This is a genomic window from Streptomyces sp. NPDC014656 (genome assembly GCF_043084305.1).
Classification (GTDB): domain Bacteria; phylum Actinomycetota; class Actinomycetes; order Streptomycetales; family Streptomycetaceae; genus Streptomyces.
The window spans coordinates 253,639-268,265 of record NZ_JBIBZN010000001.1; the positions used below are offsets into that span (position 1 = coordinate 253,639).

The following is a 14,627-nucleotide window of genomic DNA, read 5'->3' on the forward strand; positions in this document are numbered from 1 at the left end:
TCAGCCCTTGCCGAGGAGGTCCGCGGGGAAGGCGCCCGCGCCCGCGGCGGTGATCAGCAGGCCCCGGCCCAGCTCGGTCAGCCGCGCGACGCCGGCCGCGCCGAGGTGTTCGTACGGGGCGGTGTCCAGGCGGTCCGTGGTCTCCTCCAGCTCCGCGCGCAGCCGGACGCCGCTCTCCGTCAGCTCGCCGTCCGCGTCGAGGATCCCGCGCTCGCGCAGCCGCTCCCGGGCGGCCTCCCAGTCGGCCCGGCTCCAGCCCCGGGAGCCCAGGACCCAGCGCGGCGCCATGCCCTTGCCGGTGGCGGTGTGGGAGACCAGCGCCTCGACCGGGTCGAGTCCGGCGGCGAGCAGGGCCGCCAGGTGTCCGTCGCCGCGGTGCTCGCGCAGCAGGGTCGCCGCGTGCCAGTAGGCGAGGTGCGGCTCCTCGGGCACCGGCAGGTCCGCGTTGGCCGCGTACAGCGGGCGGGCGTGCCGGGTGCAGGCCCCGGCGGCCTCCAGCGCGAGCCCGGCGGCCTCGGCCAGCTCCGGGGAGGCGATCGTCTCCTCGCCGAGCAGCCGGCGCAGGGTGGCGTCGGCGGTCCGCAGCCGGGCGTCGAGGACGGCGGCGGGGGAGGCGGTCTCCCAGACGGCCGGCAGGTGCCGGGCGAGCAGCTCGGGGTTGTAGTTGTAGAAGGTCGCGGCGACCGGGCCCGGGCCGACGGCGCCGAGCGGCGCGCTGCGCGCGGCGAGCCGCATGGCGCCGGCGTCGGTGAAGCCGAGCGCGCCGAACTCCCGGTCCAGGTCCGGGGAGAAGTACAGCGTCGAGTGGATCGGGTTGAGGACGCCCTGGCAGTGGCGCCCGGCCTTCGGGGGCAGCGTGGTGGTCATGCCCAGAACCTAACCGACTGCTTGGTACGGAGGGAACCGCCGCCGTGCGCCGGGGATGGCGGGAAAGGTGGGACGCGCGTCCTTGCGGACGCGCCCGCCGGGCCCGAAGGATGGGGTCATGACCCCGCGCCCCGTCCTCGTCGTCCTCTTCGACGGCGTGCAGAGCCTCGACGTCACCGGCCCCGTCGAGGTCTTCCACGCCGCCGCCTGGGCCTCGGGCGCGGAGCGGGACCCGTACCCGATCCGTACCGCCTCCCTGGACGGCGGACCGCTCCGCACCAGCAGCGGCCTGCGGATCCTTCCCGACAGCAGGCTCGACGAGGCCGTCGCCGACGGCCCGCCGCACACCCTCGTCGTCCCCGGCGGCGAGGGCACCCGGGGCGCCGACCCGGCCCTGGTGGAGTGGCTGCGCGTCCACGGCCCGCGCGCCGACCGGCTGGTCTCGGTCTGCACCGGGGCGCTGCGGCTGGCCGAGGCGGGCCTGCTCGACGGGCACCGGGCCACCACCCACTGGCTGGCCTGCGACCACCTGGCCCGCCACCACCCGGAGGTCGACGTCGACCCCGACCCGATCTTCGTCAGGGACGGCCGGCTCGCGACCTCCGCCGGCGTCACCGCGGGCATCGACCTGGCCCTCGCGCTGGTGGAGGAGGACCTGGGCCGGGAGGCGGCCCTCGCCATCGCCCGGATGCTCGTGGTCTTCCTCCGCAGGCCCGGCAACCAGGCCCAGTTCAGCGCCCAGCTCGCCGCCCAGACCGCGCGCCGCGAACCGCTGCGCGACGTACAGGCGTGGATCGCCGAGCACCCGGACGGGGACCTGTCGGTGGACCGGCTCGCCGCCCGCGCCCGGCTCTCGCCCCGCCACTTCGCCCGCGCCTTCCGGGCCGAGACCGGGGTCACCCCGGGCCGGTACGTCGACCGGATCCGCCTCGAACACGCCCGCAGGCTCCTGGAGGAGACCACCCTCGGGGTCGAGGAGGTCTCCCGCGCCGCCGGCTACGGCACCCCCGAGGCGATGCGCCGCGCCTTCACGAAGGCGCTCGGCACCGCCCCCGCCGACTACCGCCGCCGTTTCCACGCACCCGTCACCGGGCCCGTCACCGGACCCGTCAGCTGAGAGGGATCACACCCATGCGGATCGCCGTCCTGCTCTTCGAGGGCTTCACCACGCTCGACGCCGTCGGCCCCTACGAGATCCTCTCCCGGCTGCCCGGGGCGGAGACCGTCCTGGTCGCCAAGGAGCCCGGCCCGGTCCGCAACGACCAGGGCAGCCTCGCGCTCGTCGCCGACAAGTCCCTCGCCGAGGTCCCGCACCCGGACGTCGTGCTCGTCCCCGGCGGCCCCGAGACCCGGCAGGCCATGCACGACCCGGAGATCCAGGAGTGGCTGCGCACCGCCGACTCCACCAGCACCTGGACCACCTCGGTCTGCACCGGCTCGCTGCTCCTCGCCGCCGCCGGGCTGCTCGACGGCCGCCGCGCGACCACCCACTGGCTGGCCTTCGACGAGCTGCGCGAGCTGGGCGTCGAACCCACCGGCGAGCGGGTCGTCTTCGACGGCAAGTACGTGACGGCCGCCGGGGTCTCCTCCGGCATCGACATGGGCCTGCACCTGTTCGGCCGGATCGCCGGCGACGACGCCGCCATGACCGTCCAGCTCCTCACCGAGTACGACCCCCAGCCGCCGTACGACGCGGGCTCCCCGCTCAAGGCCCCCGCCCACCTGGTGGAGCGGTGGCGCGGCACGCGGACCGAGGACCTCCCGCAGGGCTGAGCCTCAGAGCCCGTACGTGAAGCGGGGCGCCCGGCGCTCCAGGAAGGCGGCGACCCCCTCCGCGGTGTCGCCGCTGCCGCGCGCCTGGGCGGCCCAGTGGGCGTCCCGGCCGAGGTGCCCGTCGGCGAACTCCTTGGCCGCCGCCTGGGTGAGCAGCGAGCGGGAGACGAGGACCCGGCAGAACTCCTCGACGCGCTTCGCCAGGCCCTCGGCCGGGTGCACCTCGTCCACGAAGCCGGTCCGCAGCGCCCGCTCGGTGTCGATCAACTCGCCCGAGAAGAGCAGGTACTTGGCGGTGGCCGGGCCGACCAGGGCGGTCAGCCGCCGGGTGGAGGAGGAGGGGTAGACGATGCCGAGCTTCGCCGGGGTGATCCCGAAGCGGGCGCCCTCCGCGGCGAAGCGCAGGTCGCAGGCGCCGGCGAGCTGGCTGCCGCCGCCGACGCAGTAGCCGCGGACGGCGGCGAGGGTCGGCTTGGGGAAGGCGGCGAGCGCCTCCTCGGCGCGGACCGCCAGCGTCTGCTGCTCGTCGCCCGGTTCGCGCAGCGTCGAGATGTCGGCGCCGGCGCAGAAGGTGTCGCCCGCGCCGGTCAGCACGAGCACCCGGACGGCGGGGTCGGCGGCGAGGCGGCCGAGGACGCCGGGCAGCGCGCGCCACATCCCCGCGGTCATGGCGTTGCGCTTGGCGGGGTTGCTGATGACGAGGGTCGCGACCCCGTCCGTGACGCTGTCGACGAGCCGGGGCTCCACGGTCTCCATGGGCCGGATGCTATCCACCGGGGCCGAACGTACGATCAGGAAGGGGTCGTCAGGCAGCCGCGAGGAGGCACGATGGCCAGGAAGACCCGGGACGACGAGCGCGATCCCGTGCAGGAGGCGGCCCGCGAGGGGAAGCGGCTCGGGCGGAGCTTCGGCTGGCTGGCCGCGCTCGGCGTGATCCTCGTGATCTGCGGCGTGGTCGGTCTCGTCTACACGGGGCTCGCCACCCTGACGTCCATGTGGCTCTTCGGCTGGCTGCTGCTGGTCGGCGGCCTGGTGGGCCTCCTGCAGGCCTTCCAGTCGCGGGGCACCAGCTACTTCTGGCTGGCGGCGGTGGTCGCGGCGGTGAACCTCGCGGCCGGCTGCGTGGTCCTCCGTCACCCGGAGGGATCCGCCGAGGCGCTGACGATGTTCGCCGCCCTGCTCTTCCTCACCGGCGGGGCCTTCCGGCTGGTCGGCAGCGTGGTGGTGCGCGGCCCGCAGTTCGGCTGGACCCTGATCCAGGGCGCCTTCGGGGTGCTCCTGGGCCTGTTGGTGCTCTTCGACTGGCCGGACAGCAGTCGGTACGTCATCGGCTGCTTCTTCTCGCTCGCGCTGCTCTTCGACGGCCTCGGGCTGGTCGCGATCGGCGTCGGCGGCCGGCGGATCGTCGGCCTGGTCGCCCCGCAGCCGCCCGCGCGGCCGGAACCGGCCAAGGAGCCGAATCCGACGAGCCCCATAGAAAACGCACAGGATCAGTCGAACAACTGACGTCGGCATACCCCATCGATCAGAAGACGGTCGATAGGTGTCGACTTCTGGTCAGTAGGTCGGGAGACCCCTCCGGATTGCCAAGACTCCCAGTGTGGCGAGAATCGAGCACGAGGGTGGGAACCGGACCATGGAGACCCGCGGAGGTGTCCCCGCCCGGCCACCGTCCTACGAAGGAGTCTGGCGCTTCACCGCTCCCGCGGTCGACGTCTCCGTCCCCCAGGCCCGGCACGCGGTACGCGACCTGCTGGCCCGCCAGGGGGTTCCGGTCCACGAGGACATCCGGCACGGGCTGCTGCTGATCGTCTCCGAGCTGGTGACCAACGCCGTGCGGCACGCGGCGCTGCTCTCCCCGGAGATAGCGGTCGAGGTGGCCATCGGGCCGGAGTGGGTCCGGGTGTCCGTCGAGGACAACCACCCCTACCGGCCCAAGGCGCTGGAGGCGGACTACGGCCAGACCGGCGGCCGGGGGCTGCTCCTGGTGAAGGAGATCGCCCTGGAGGCGGGCGGCGCCTGCGACGTCGAGCACACCGCGGGCGGCGGGAAGATCATCTGGGCGGCGCTGCCCCTGGCCCCGATGGCACCGGGGCCGGGGACGGCGGACGGCCGGGTCACCAGCCCCCGGCAGGACCCGTCAGCTCCCTGATGGCCGGACGCGCCGCGTCGAGCACCGTCATGAACCAGGCGGAGAACGGCGCGGCCGCGTGGCGCTCGGCCAGCTCGGCCGGGGTGACGAAGGCGTAGTCCCCGATCTCCTCCGGGTCCGGCCGCGGGGTGGCCTGCACCAGCCCGACGAAGAGGTGGTTGAACTCCTGCTCCACCAGGCCCGACGCCGGGTCCGGGTGGTTGTAGCGGACCGTGCCGGCCTCGCCCATCAGCGTGGGGGAGACGCCCAGCTCCTCGAAGGTGCGCCGGGCGGCCGCCGCGAAGGGCGCCTCGCCCGGGTAGGGGTGACCGCAGCAGGTGTTCGACCAGACGCCGGGGGAGTGGTACTTGCCGAGCGCCCGGCGCTGGAGCAGCAGCCGGCCCTCCTCGTCGAAGAGGAAGACCGAGAAGGCGCGGTGCAGCCGCCCGGGGGCCTGGTGGGCGGCGAGCTTCTCCGCCGTGCCGATGGTGTTCCCGGCCTCGTCGACCAGTTCCAGCATGATCGGCTCCGGGGCGGCGGACGGCTCCGCGCCGTCCGACGAGAGCTGAGACGCAAGCCCCGGCGCGATCTCGGCCGTGGTGCCCTGTGTGGTCGGCATACCCATCCTTCGCTTCGGTCCTCGGCCCCTGGGGGCGAACCCAGTCTGCCGTACAAAAGCGGCTTGTCCCCACTTCGGCGGCCGGAGCCCGCCGCTCCCACCGCACCGGAGTACACGGAGCGGGGGAGCGGCGGGGACGACGGGAGGGCCGTCAGGGGCAGGTCAGACCCCGAAAGCCGCCGGATAGGCGATCGTGCCCGCCGGCACCGGCCCGGAGCCGTCCAGGACGAGGGCCATCATCGCTTCGTCCGGAACCTCGAAACCTGGCTTGATTCCATACTCGGACGCCCGTACGAAGCCGAACCGGGGATAGTACTCCGGATGGCCCAGCACGAGGACCAGCCGCTCGCCGGCCAGCCGGGCCGCGTCGAGCGCCGCCCGGGTGACGGCCTGCCCGGCGCCCGTCCGCTGGTGCTCCGGCGCCACCGACACCGGGGCCAGCGCCGCCGCGGGCTTTCCGGCCACCCGGCAGCGGGTGATCAGCGCGTGCGCGGCGACCGAACCGTCCGGGGCCTCGGCGACCACCGAGAGCCCGGGCAGCCAGGCGTCGGGGTCGGCGCGCAGGGCGTCGACCAGTTCCGCCTCGGCCGGCGACCCGAAGGCCGCCGCCGTCACCTCCCGTACGGCCGCGTGGTCGCCCTCCCGCTCGGCGCGGGTGGGCCAGCGGGGGTCGGCGGGCCGGAGCACGAGGCCCGCGTAGCCGTAGTCGCCGCCGTGCTCGCGGCGCAGCGCGATCTCGGCCCGGGTGGCCGCCACCGCCTCGGCCATGCCCGGCACCGAGGTGTCGGCGGCGTCGGCGTGCGCGGCGAGCGGGACGTAGTACTCGTCCCAGTCGCCGTCGGGCTGGGTGAAGGTGCCCAGGACGTGGTACCCGGCGCCGACCGCGGCGGCGACCAGCTCCGGGACCGTACGGAGCGGATAGTGCTCGTCCCAGAAGGCGCGGGCCCCCTCGGCGGGCGCGTCGGTGGTCCAGACGCACTCGGTGAGCACCAGCGTGCCTCCCGGCGCGAGCAGCCGGCGCCACTCGGCGAGCGCCCGGTCGAAGCCGATCACGAAGACCGAGCTCTCGGCCCAGACCAGGTCGAAGGAGCCGTCGGGGAAGGGGAGCGCGCCCATGTCGCCGAGGACCGGACGGACCGCGTCGCCGAGACCGCGCGAGGCCGCCGCCGCGCGCAGTTCGCCGAGGAACGGCTCGTGGGTGTCGACGGCGGTCACCTCGGCGCCCGCCTCGGCGGCCAGGAGCAGCGCGGAACGGCCGGGGCCGCAGCCCAGGTCGAGCACGCGCGGACGCGCGGGCAGCCTCCCCGCGAGCGCGAGGAGACGGCGGGTGGTGCCGTCGGAGCCCGGACCCTGCCGCGGAAGGCCGTGGTGCAGGGCGAAGAAGGCGTCGTGGGACGCGGAAGAGGAAGCGTTGTCGGACAACGTGGAAACCCTTGGTGTGAAAGGGTCCCGGCCGACGACGTGACGGACCGGTGGAAGAACCGGGATCAGGTCAGCCGGAGACCCGGGAGCTGAAGCTGGACCGGGTACGGCCGCACGAAGCGGCCTCCATCGCGACGGTCATCAACCTCAGCTCCTCTCACGCACGTGTTCGTACGACGAGCCTAGCAGCCGGGGCCCGCCGGCCCCGGCCGGGCGGCGGTCACAGGCAGAGCTTCGCCTCGTGCTGGGCGTGCCCGGCCGGCTCCAGCTGGAAGGTGCAGTGCTCCACGTCGAAGTGGTCGCCCAGACAGCCCTGGAGCTCGTGGAGCATCTTCTCGTGGCCGACCGAGTCCAGCGCCCCCGCGTCCACCACCACGTGGGCGGAGAGCACCGGCATCCCGGAGGTGATCGTCCAGGCGTGCAGGTCGTGCACGTCCTCGACGCCCGGCAGGGCCAGGATGTGCGCCCGCACCTCCCCCATGTCCACGCCCTTCGGCGCCGCCTCCAGGAGCACGTCCAGCGTCTCGCGCAGCAGCTTCACCGTGCGCGGCACGATCATCAGGCCGATGACCAGGGAGGCGATCGGGTCGGCGTACTGCCAGCCGGTCGCCAGGATGACCGCCGCCGAGATGATCACCGTCACCGAGCCGAGCGCGTCGGCGAGCACCTCCAGATAGGCGCCGCGCACGTTCAGGCTCTCCTTCTGGCCCCGCATCAGCAGCGACAGCGAGACGACGTTCGCCACCAGGCCGACCGCGGCGAAGGCGATGGCGAGCCCGCCCTTGGTCTCGGCCGGCTCCATGAACCGCTGGACCGCCTCGTACAGCACGTACCCGCCGACGCCGAGGAGCAGCAGACAGTTGGCGAGCGCCGCCAGGATCTCCGCCCGGGCGAAGCCGAAGGTGCGGTTCCCGGACGGCGGCCGGTTGGCGAAGTGGATCGCGAGCAGGGCCATCGCCAGACCGATCGCGTCGGTCGCCATGTGCGCCGCGTCGGCGATCAGCGCGAGCGAGTCGGCGACGAGACCGCCGACGATCTCGATCACCATCACGGAGAGCGTGATCCCGAGCGCGATGCGCAACCGGCTCCGGTACGCGGCGCCCGCGGTGCCGGTCGGCGGCGTCCCCCCGTGGCTGTGCCCGTGGTCGTGTCCAGCCCCCATGACATGGCCTCCCAAGTCCTGTTCCGTCGGTGCCCCGGGTCGTCAGTGAACTACGGGTGGGGGGTATGCGCAACACGGTACTGAACACCGTTGTCATTGCTCTGACCTGCGACGATGTCCCTCGCTGCGCCATTCGTGCGATCACCTGCCGGAATGCCGTCCGAGGGCCCCGGGAGACCGGTTTGGAGGGCGGGCCGCCGATCACCGATGATGATCACGCGGAGCCCCGCCCACCCCGGCGGCGAGGGGCGGGCCGGGGGGAGTCCGGTGCGCGAAGCCTCGGTGAACTCGCGCTCCGTCCCATCCGATAGCCTCAGCCGACGTGCCGCCGCCCGGTGCCGGGGCGCACCGTCGCGCCCGGGACCGTCAGGCCCCGCCGGCCCCCCTGCCCGTTCCAAGGAGTGAGTTCGTCTGTCGACCGCCATCCTCACCGGCCCGCCGGCACCCGGATCCTCGCTCGACGGTGATCTGCGGTCGCTCGGCTTCCACGTCCGATGGGCCACCGGCGCCGAAGAGGCCCGCACCCTCCTGGACGCGGTCCCCGCGGGCGAGCGCGTCGCCCTCGTCGACTCCCGCTTCGTCGGGCACCGCCACGCCCTGCGGCTCGCGCTGACCGACCCCCGCTTCCCGGCCGCGGCCGTGCCCGGCGCGCTCACCGCGCAGCCCGAGGCCCGCCCGGCCCTCGCCCGCGCGCTGACCACCGCGCAGGGCGCCCCCGGGTCCGCCGACGGCCTCGCCGCGACCCTCGCCGACGCCCTCGACGCCGACGGCGTCGCCGTGCACCGGCCCGCGCTCGGCACCCTCGTCGCCGCCGTCCCCGCCGACGCCGCGGCCGCCCACGAGGCCCGTGCCGCCGTCGCCGCCGTCGACGACGAGGCCGTCCGCCTCCGCTCCGCCGTGAAGGCCCACGACGGCTTCTTCACCACCTTCTTCATCAGCCCCTACTCGCGGTACATCGCCCGCTGGTGCGCCCGCCGGGGTCTGACCCCCAACCAGGTCACCACCGCCTCGCTGCTCACCGCCCTGATCGCGGCCGGCTGCGCGGCCACCGGCGAGCGCGGCGGCTACGTCGCCGCCGGCGTCCTGCTGCTCGTCTCCTTCGTCCTGGACTGCACCGACGGGCAGCTCGCCCGGTACGCGCTCAAGTACTCGACGATGGGCGCCTGGCTCGACGCCACCTTCGACCGGGCCAAGGAGTACGCCTTCTACGCCGGTCTCGCCCTCGGCGCGGCCCGGAACGGCGACGACGTCTGGACGCTCGCGCTCGCCGCCATGGTCGTCATGATCTGCCGGCACGTCGTGGACTTCTCGTTCAACGAGTCGAACGTCGCCGACACGGCGGCGGCGGGCTCCACCGCCAGGACCAGCCTCGCCCTCTCCAGCCGGCTCGACGGCGTCGGCTGGACCGTCTGGGCCCGGCGCATGATCATCCTGCCGATCGGCGAGCGCTGGGCGATGATCGCCGTCCTCACCGCCGCGACCAGCCCCCGGATCGTCTTCTGGGCGCTGATCATCGGCTGCTCCTTCGCCGCCTGCTACACCACCGCCGGCCGGGTGCTGCGCTCGGTGAAGCGGCGCGGCCCGCGCACCGACCGCGCCGCCCGGGCCCTGGCCGAGCTCGCGGACTCCGGCCCGCTCGCGCTCCTGGTCGCCCGGACCGCCCGCCGGCTCCCCGCGCCCGCCCCGCTCGCGGCCCTCCTCGGCGCCGCCCTGATGATCTCCGTCGCGGCCACCGCCCCGGTCGGCGACTGGACCGTCGTGGGCGCCGCCGCCGGGTACGCGCTCCTCGCCGGGACCGCCGTCGCCCGCCCCCTCAAGGGCCCCCTCGACTGGTTCGTCCCGCCGCTCTTCCGCGCCGCCGAGTACACCACCGTGCTGCTGCTGGCCGCCCGGTCGGACGTGCCGCAGGCCGTCCCCGCGGCGTTCGGCCTGGTCGCGGCGGTCGCCTACCATCACTACGACACGGTGTACCGCATCCGCGGCGGCACCGGCGCGCCGCCCGCCTGGCTGGTGCGGATCACCGGCGGACACGAGGGGCGCACGCTCCTGGTGGCCGTCCTCGCCGCCCTCCTGGCGGACCGCGGCGACGACTTCACCCTGGCGCTGACGGCCCTGGCCGGCGCGCTCGCCCTCGTGGTGCTCGTGGAGTCCATCCGCTTCTGGGTCTCCTCCGGAGCGCCCGCTGTTCATGACGAAGGAGAAACAGCATGATCGGCCTCGTTCTGGCAGCCGGTGCCGGACGGCGACTGCGCCCGTACACCGACACCCTCCCGAAGGCCCTCGTGCCCGTGGACGGCGACACCACCGTCCTCGACCTCACGCTGAAGAACTTCGCGGAGGTCGGCCTCACCGAGGCCGCGATCGTCGTCGGCTACCGCAAGGAGGCCGTCTACGCCCGCAAGGCCGAGCTGGAGGCGGCGTACGGCATCGCCCTCACCCTGATCGACAACGACAAGGCCGAGGAGTGGAACAACGCCTACTCCCTGTGGTGCGCCCGTGAGGTCCTGAAGCGCGGGGTCATCCTCGCCAACGGCGACACCGTGCACCCGGTCTCCGTCGAGAAGACGCTGCTCGCCGCCCGCGGCGAGGGCAAGCGGATCATCCTCGCCCTCGACACGGTGAAGTCGCTCGCCGACGAGGAGATGAAGGTCGTCGCCGCCGAGGGCGCCGGCGTCCGGAGGATCACCAAGCTGATGGACCCGGCCGACGCGACCGGCGAGTACATCGGCGTCACCCTCATCGAGCCCGAGGCCGCCGAGGAGCTCGCCGACGCCCTGAAGGCCACCTTCGAGCGCGACCCCGACCTCTACTACGAGGACGGCTACCAGGAGCTCGTGAACCGCGGCTTCACCATCGACGTCGAGCCCATCGGCGAGGTCTCCTGGGTCGAGATCGACAACCACGACGACCTCGCCAAGGGCCGGGAGATCGCGTGCCGGTACTGACCCGACTGATCCCGTCGCCGGTCGTCGTCGACATCCGCCGGGGCGCGCTGGAGGGACTCTCCGCGCTCATGGCGGACGAGAGGATCTCCAGCAACGGCAAGATCGCCGTCGCCATCAGCGGCGGGTCCGGGCTCAGACTGCGCGACCGGTTCGCCGCCGAGCTGCCGGGCGCCGACTGGTACACCGTCGACGGCGGCACCATCGACGCCGCCGTGCGGCTGGCCGACGCCATGCGCGGCAAGCGGTACGACGCCGTGGTCGCGCTCGGCGGCGGCAAGATCATCGACGTGACGAAGTACGCGGCGGCCCGGGTCGGCCTGCCGCTGGTGGCCATCGCCACCAACCTGTCGCACGACGGCCTGTGCTCGCCGGTGTCCACCCTGGACAACGACAACGGGCGCGGCTCCTACGGGGTGCCCACCCCGATCGCGCTCGTCATCGACCTCGACGTGATCCGGGACGCCCCCGTCCGCTTCGTCCGCTCCGGCATCGGCGACGCGGTCTCCAACCTCTCCGCCCTCGCGGACTGGGAGCTCTCCCACCGCGAGACCGGCGAGAAGATCGACGGGCTCGCCGCCGCCATGGCCCGCAGCGCGGGCGAGGCGGTGCTCCGGCACCCCGGCGGCGTCGGCGACGACGACTTCCTCGTCACCCTCTCCGAGGGCCTCGTGATGTCCGGCATCGCCATGTCGATCAGCGGCGACACCCGGCCCTCCTCGGGCGCCTGCCACGAGATCAGCCACGCCTTCGACCTGCTCTACCCGGCCCGCGCCGCCAGCCACGGCGAGCAGTGCGGCCTCGGCGCGGCCTTCGCGATGCACCTGCGCGGTGCCCGCGAGGAGTCCGGCGCGATCGTGGAGACCCTGCGCCGGCACGGCCTGCCCGTGCGGCCGGAGGAGATGGGCTTCACGGTCGACGAGTTCGTGCGGGCGGTCGACTTCGCCCCGCAGACCCGGCCCGGCCGCTTCACCATCCTGGAACACCTCGACCTCTCCACCGACCAGATCAGGGACGCGTACGCCGACTATGCCCAAGCCATCGGTAGCTGAACTCCGCCCCGTCGTCCACCCGCCGGGCGTCAAGGACCGGCGGAGCGGCGAGCACTGGGGCGGCCGCCTCTACATGCGGGAGATCTCGCTCCGCATCACCCGCCAGCTGGCGAACACCGGGGTCACGCCCAACCAGCTGACCTACCTGATGACGCTCTTCGGCGTGCTCGCCGCCCCGGCGCTCCTCGTGCCGGGGATCTGGGGCGCGGTCCTCGGCGTCGTCGCCGTGCAGATGTACCTGCTGCTCGACTGCGTCGACGGCGAGCTGGCCCGCTGGAAGAAGCAGTACTCGCTGGCCGGCGTCTACCTGGACCGGGTCGGCGCCTACCTGTGCGACGCGGCCGTGCTCGTCGGCTTCGGCCTGCGCGCCGCCGACCCGTGGGGCCAGGGCCGGATCGACTGGCTGTGGGCCTTCCTCGGCACCCTGGCCGCGCTCGGCGCCATCCTGATCAAGGCCGAGACCGACCTGGTCGGCGTCGCCCGCCACCAGAACGGGATGCCCCCGGTCAAGGAGGCGGCCTCGGAGCCCCGCTCCTCCGGCATGGCACTGGCCCGCCGGGCCGCCGGGGCGCTCAAGTTCCACCGGCTGATCCTCGGCATCGAGGCCTCCCTGCTGATCCTGGTCCTCGCCTTCGTCGACCAGGCGCGCGGCGACCTCTTCGCCTCCCGGCTCGGCGTCGCGGTCCTGGCGGGCATCGCCCTGCTCCAGACCGTCCTGCACCTCGTCTCGATCCTGGCGTCCAGCAGACTGAAGTGAGGAAGGGCCGGCCGGGACTCCCGCGTCACCGGCCGGTCACCGGGATGGCGTACGGTGTGGCGACCCGATCGGTCGCCCGCCGGCCGTCCGACATCGTGGTAATCCGACGTGCCGCACATCTTGAACACGAAAGTTTCGACTGTGAGTGACATTCACCAGGGCGGGGCGGTCGCGATGAGCGCGCCCCCGTCCTCCGTCGACGAGGGCCTGGCCCCGGGCGACCTCGCCGCCAAGTACGGCCTGTCGGTCAGCGGCGCCCGGCCCGGACTGTTCGAGTACGTCCGCGAGCTGTGGAGCCGACGCCACTTCATCCTGGCGTTCTCCTCGGCGAAGCTGACCGCCCAGTACAGCCAGGCCAAGCTCGGCCAGGTCTGGCAGGTGGCGACCCCGCTGCTCAACGCCCTGGTCTACTACCTGATCTTCGGGCTGATCCTGGGCGCGGGCCGCGGCATGAGCAAGGAGGTCTACATCCCCTTCCTCGTGACCGGCATCTTCGTCTTCACCTTCACCCAGAACTCGGTCATGGCGGGCGTCCGCGCGATCTCCGGGAACCTCGGCCTCGTCCGGGCCCTGCACTTCCCGCGCGCCACCCTCCCGATCAGCTTCTCGCTCCAGCAGCTCCAGCAGCTGCTCTTCTCGATGATCGTGCTCGCCGCGGTCGCGATCGCCTTCGGCAGCTACCCCTCGCTCAGCTGGCTGCTGGTGGTCCCGGCGCTCTTCCTCCAGTTCGTGTTCAACGTCGGCCTGGCGATGATCATGGCCCGGATGGGCTCCAAGACCCCCGACCTCGCCCAGCTGATGCCCTTCGTCATGCGGACCTGGCTGTACGCCTCGGGCGTCATGTTCTCGATCCCGGTGATGCTGGAGGACAAGCCGGCCTGGATCGCGGACATCCTCATGTACAACCCGGCGGCGGTCTACATGGACCTCGTCCGCTTCGCGCTCATCGACGACTACGCCGCCTCGAACCTGCCCTCCCACGTCTGGGCCACCGCCCTCGGCTGGGCGCTGCTCTTCGGCATCGGCGGCTTCGTCTACTTCTGGAAGGCCGAGGAGAGGTACGGACGTGGCTGACACCTCCCAGAACCCGCTGGCGCCCACCGTCATCTGCGACGACGTCCACATCGTCTACCGGGTCAACGCCGGCGGCGGCGGCAAGGGCAGCGCCACGGCGGCCCTCAGCCGGATCGTCGGCAAGGGCAAGGCCGAGGTCACCCGGGGCGTGCGCAAGGTGCACGCCGTCCGCGGCGTCACCTTCACCGCCTACCGCGGCGAGGCCATCGGCCTGATCGGCACCAACGGCTCGGGCAAGTCCACCCTGCTGCGCGCCATCGCGGGCCTGCTCCCCACCGAGAGCGGCAAGGTCTACACCGACGGCCAGCCCTCGCTCCTCGGCGTCAACGCGGCCCTGATGAACGACCTCACCGGCGAGCGCAACGTCATCCTCGGCGGCCTCGCCATGGGCATGAGCCGCGAGGAGGTCCAGACGCGGTATCAGGACATCGTCGACTTCTCCGGGATCAACGACAAGGGCGACTTCATCAGCCTGCCCATGCGGACCTACTCCTCCGGCATGGGCGCCCGGCTCCGCTTCGCCATCGCCGCCGCCAAGAACCACGACGTGCTCCTCATCGACGAGGCGCTCGCCACCGGTGACCGCAAGTTCCAGATCCGCTCCGAGGCGCGCATCCGCGAGCTGCGCAAGGAGGCCGGCACGGTCTTCCTGGTCAGCCACAGCAACAAGTCCATCCGGGACACCTGCGACCGGGTGCTCTGGCTGGAGAAGGGCCAGCTCCTGATGGACGGCCCGACCGACGAGGTCCTCAAGGCGTACGAGCGCGAGACCGCCCGCTGAGTTCCGCGCCGCACCCCGCGCGAAGCGCCCCCGCCGTTCCGGCGGGG

General features: G+C 73.4%; 15 protein-coding genes. 10 read left to right on the forward strand and 5 right to left on the reverse strand.

All coding sequences use genetic code 11. The annotated features are described in order from the left end of the window. On the reverse strand, positions 1–867 hold the full coding sequence (locus ACF1ED_RS01275) for a hypothetical protein (RefSeq protein WP_391756296.1): 867 nt from the start codon (positions 865–867) through the stop codon (positions 1–3). A gap of 118 nt (positions 868–985) precedes the next feature. Between ACF1ED_RS01275 and ACF1ED_RS01280 the strand changes: the two genes are divergently transcribed. Continuing rightward, positions 986–1,984 (forward strand): GlxA family transcriptional regulator, encoded by a 999-nt coding sequence (locus tag ACF1ED_RS01280; protein WP_391756298.1) that lies wholly within the window; start codon positions 986–988, stop codon positions 1,982–1,984. A gap of 14 nt (positions 1,985–1,998) precedes the next feature. After that, positions 1,999–2,640 (forward strand): DJ-1/PfpI family protein, encoded by a 642-nt coding sequence (locus tag ACF1ED_RS01285; protein WP_391756299.1) that lies wholly within the window; start codon positions 1,999–2,001, stop codon positions 2,638–2,640. Between the two features lie 3 nt (positions 2,641–2,643). On the opposite strand, the gene ACF1ED_RS01290 is transcribed toward ACF1ED_RS01285, so the two are convergent. Further along, positions 2,644–3,396 carry an enoyl-CoA hydratase/isomerase family protein gene (locus tag ACF1ED_RS01290; RefSeq protein WP_391756300.1) on the reverse strand — a complete coding sequence of 251 codons (753 nt, stop codon included), beginning with the start codon at positions 3,394–3,396 and terminating at the stop codon, positions 2,644–2,646. A 72-nt stretch (positions 3,397–3,468) separates the two neighbouring features. On the opposite strand from ACF1ED_RS01290, the gene ACF1ED_RS01295 reads away from it, so the two are divergent. After that, the gene (locus ACF1ED_RS01295) at positions 3,469–4,146 is read left to right on the forward strand and encodes an HdeD family acid-resistance protein (protein ID WP_391756301.1); all 678 of its coding nucleotides are present in this window, start codon (positions 3,469–3,471) and stop codon (positions 4,144–4,146) included. Between the two features lie 130 nt (positions 4,147–4,276). Continuing rightward, positions 4,277–4,792: an ATP-binding protein gene (locus ACF1ED_RS01300; RefSeq protein ID WP_351105471.1), complete on the forward strand. Its 516-nt coding sequence runs from the start codon at positions 4,277–4,279 to the stop codon at positions 4,790–4,792. Here the strand turns inward: ACF1ED_RS01300 and idi are convergent. The 3 genes from idi to ACF1ED_RS01315 form a co-directional block, all read right to left on the reverse strand. Continuing rightward, positions 4,758–5,390, reverse strand: a complete 633-nt coding sequence (idi, locus tag ACF1ED_RS01305; protein WP_391756302.1) for an isopentenyl-diphosphate Delta-isomerase — start codon at positions 5,388–5,390, stop codon at positions 4,758–4,760. The two genes, ACF1ED_RS01300 and idi, sit on opposite strands and share 35 nt — an antisense overlap. 162 nt (positions 5,391–5,552) lie before the next feature. After that, positions 5,553–6,812: a GNAT family N-acetyltransferase gene (locus ACF1ED_RS01310; protein ID WP_391756303.1), complete on the reverse strand. Its 1,260-nt coding sequence runs from the start codon at positions 6,810–6,812 to the stop codon at positions 5,553–5,555. A 220-nt stretch (positions 6,813–7,032) separates the two neighbouring features. After that, positions 7,033–7,974: a cation diffusion facilitator family transporter gene (locus ACF1ED_RS01315; RefSeq protein ID WP_391756305.1), complete on the reverse strand. Its 942-nt coding sequence runs from the start codon at positions 7,972–7,974 to the stop codon at positions 7,033–7,035. Between the two features lie 411 nt (positions 7,975–8,385). Between ACF1ED_RS01315 and ACF1ED_RS01320 the strand changes: the two genes are divergently transcribed. The 6 genes from ACF1ED_RS01320 (at position 8,386) to ACF1ED_RS01345 (ending at position 14,580) form a co-directional block, all read left to right on the forward strand. Further along, positions 8,386–10,185 carry a DUF5941 domain-containing protein gene (locus tag ACF1ED_RS01320; RefSeq protein ID WP_391756791.1) on the forward strand — a complete coding sequence of 600 codons (1,800 nt, stop codon included), beginning with the start codon at positions 8,386–8,388 and terminating at the stop codon, positions 10,183–10,185. Then, entirely contained in the window at positions 10,182–10,919 is a 738-nt protein-coding gene (locus ACF1ED_RS01325; RefSeq protein WP_391756306.1) for a sugar phosphate nucleotidyltransferase, read from the forward strand. Before ACF1ED_RS01320 ends, ACF1ED_RS01325 begins: the two co-directional genes overlap by 4 nt. Next, complete coding sequence (locus ACF1ED_RS01330; RefSeq protein ID WP_391756308.1) at positions 10,907–11,968, forward strand: iron-containing alcohol dehydrogenase family protein; 1,062 nt, start codon at positions 10,907–10,909, stop codon at positions 11,966–11,968. Before ACF1ED_RS01325 ends, ACF1ED_RS01330 begins: the two co-directional genes overlap by 13 nt. After that, positions 11,946–12,725, forward strand: a complete 780-nt coding sequence (locus tag ACF1ED_RS01335) for a CDP-alcohol phosphatidyltransferase family protein (RefSeq protein ID WP_391756309.1) — start codon at positions 11,946–11,948, stop codon at positions 12,723–12,725. The genes ACF1ED_RS01330 and ACF1ED_RS01335 overlap by 23 nt, the downstream gene beginning before the upstream one ends. A 174-nt stretch (positions 12,726–12,899) precedes the next feature. Beyond that, entirely contained in the window at positions 12,900–13,799 is a 900-nt protein-coding gene (locus ACF1ED_RS01340) for an ABC transporter permease (RefSeq protein WP_391756792.1), read from the forward strand. Then, entirely contained in the window at positions 13,792–14,580 is a 789-nt protein-coding gene (locus ACF1ED_RS01345; protein WP_200427364.1) for an ABC transporter ATP-binding protein, read from the forward strand. Before ACF1ED_RS01340 ends, ACF1ED_RS01345 begins: the two co-directional genes overlap by 8 nt. The last annotated feature ends 47 nt before the right edge of the window (positions 14,581–14,627 follow it).

Coding starts and splice junctions, on each gene's coding strand:
- ACF1ED_RS01340 (WP_391756792.1), top strand. CDS start 12,900: ATGAGCGCGCCCCCGTCCTCCGTCGACGAGGGCCTGGCCCCGGGCGAC.
- ACF1ED_RS01285 (WP_391756299.1), top strand. CDS start 1,999: ATGCGGATCGCCGTCCTGCTCTTCGAGGGCTTCACCACGCTCGACGCC.
- ACF1ED_RS01290 (WP_391756300.1), bottom strand. CDS start 3,396: ATGGAGACCGTGGAGCCCCGGCTCGTCGACAGCGTCACGGACGGGGTC.
- ACF1ED_RS01280 (WP_391756298.1), top strand. CDS start 986: ATGACCCCGCGCCCCGTCCTCGTCGTCCTCTTCGACGGCGTGCAGAGC.
- ACF1ED_RS01315 (WP_391756305.1), bottom strand. CDS start 7,974: ATGGGGGCTGGACACGACCACGGGCACAGCCACGGGGGGACGCCGCCG.
- ACF1ED_RS01300 (WP_351105471.1), top strand. CDS start 4,277: ATGGAGACCCGCGGAGGTGTCCCCGCCCGGCCACCGTCCTACGAAGGA.
- ACF1ED_RS01325 (WP_391756306.1), top strand. CDS start 10,182: ATGATCGGCCTCGTTCTGGCAGCCGGTGCCGGACGGCGACTGCGCCCG.
- ACF1ED_RS01335 (WP_391756309.1), top strand. CDS start 11,946: ATGCCCAAGCCATCGGTAGCTGAACTCCGCCCCGTCGTCCACCCGCCG.
- idi (WP_391756302.1), bottom strand. CDS start 5,390: ATGCCGACCACACAGGGCACCACGGCCGAGATCGCGCCGGGGCTTGCG.
- ACF1ED_RS01275 (WP_391756296.1), bottom strand. CDS start 867: ATGACCACCACGCTGCCCCCGAAGGCCGGGCGCCACTGCCAGGGCGTC.
- ACF1ED_RS01295 (WP_391756301.1), top strand. CDS start 3,469: ATGGCCAGGAAGACCCGGGACGACGAGCGCGATCCCGTGCAGGAGGCG.